Below are 475 nucleotides of genomic sequence, written 5' to 3'. Positions count from 1 at the left end.
GTACCGATAGGCACCATGGCGCGGTCGCCGCCGTTGACGGCTGTCGTGAACTTGAAGAGTTTGTTTTTCAGGAAATGACCGAGGGTCGTACGCGTAATCGAGTATTTGTCCGGCTGCGGCGCAACCCAGCCGAACAGCTCTTTGCTGCGGCCTTCTTCGATAACGGAAATCTGATTGTGGTAGCGTCCCAAATAATCATGCGCGCCTTGTGCAATTGCGCCGTTCAATACCGAACCGGAAATCACGCGGTTGTCCGCGGCAACCAATTCACCGGCGGTAATTTGTGACACCTTCGCACCCAAAACGGTACGCAAGAGGCGCGGTTTGTTGACTTGCGGGCCGCCCAAAGCAACCACGCGCTCGGCGTTCAGACGACCTGTTACGAACAAACGTCCGATGGCAATCACGTCTTGATAATTGATTGTCCAAACGGTTTTATTCGCGCCGACAGGCTCGATGAAATGAATGTGCGTGC

At 54.5% G+C, this 475-nt stretch carries 1 pseudogene; it reads right to left on the bottom strand.

Annotation, left to right across the window (positions count from 1 at the left end):
• Positions 1 to 475 (bottom strand): annotated as a pseudogene (locus tag ACTHUR_RS19785) (NADH:ubiquinone reductase (Na(+)-transporting) subunit A); the annotation flags it as partial.

It is taken from the genome of Neisseria sp. P0021.S007, from assembly GCF_051956855.1.
This window is presented reverse-complemented; position numbering and strand designations above follow the sequence as displayed.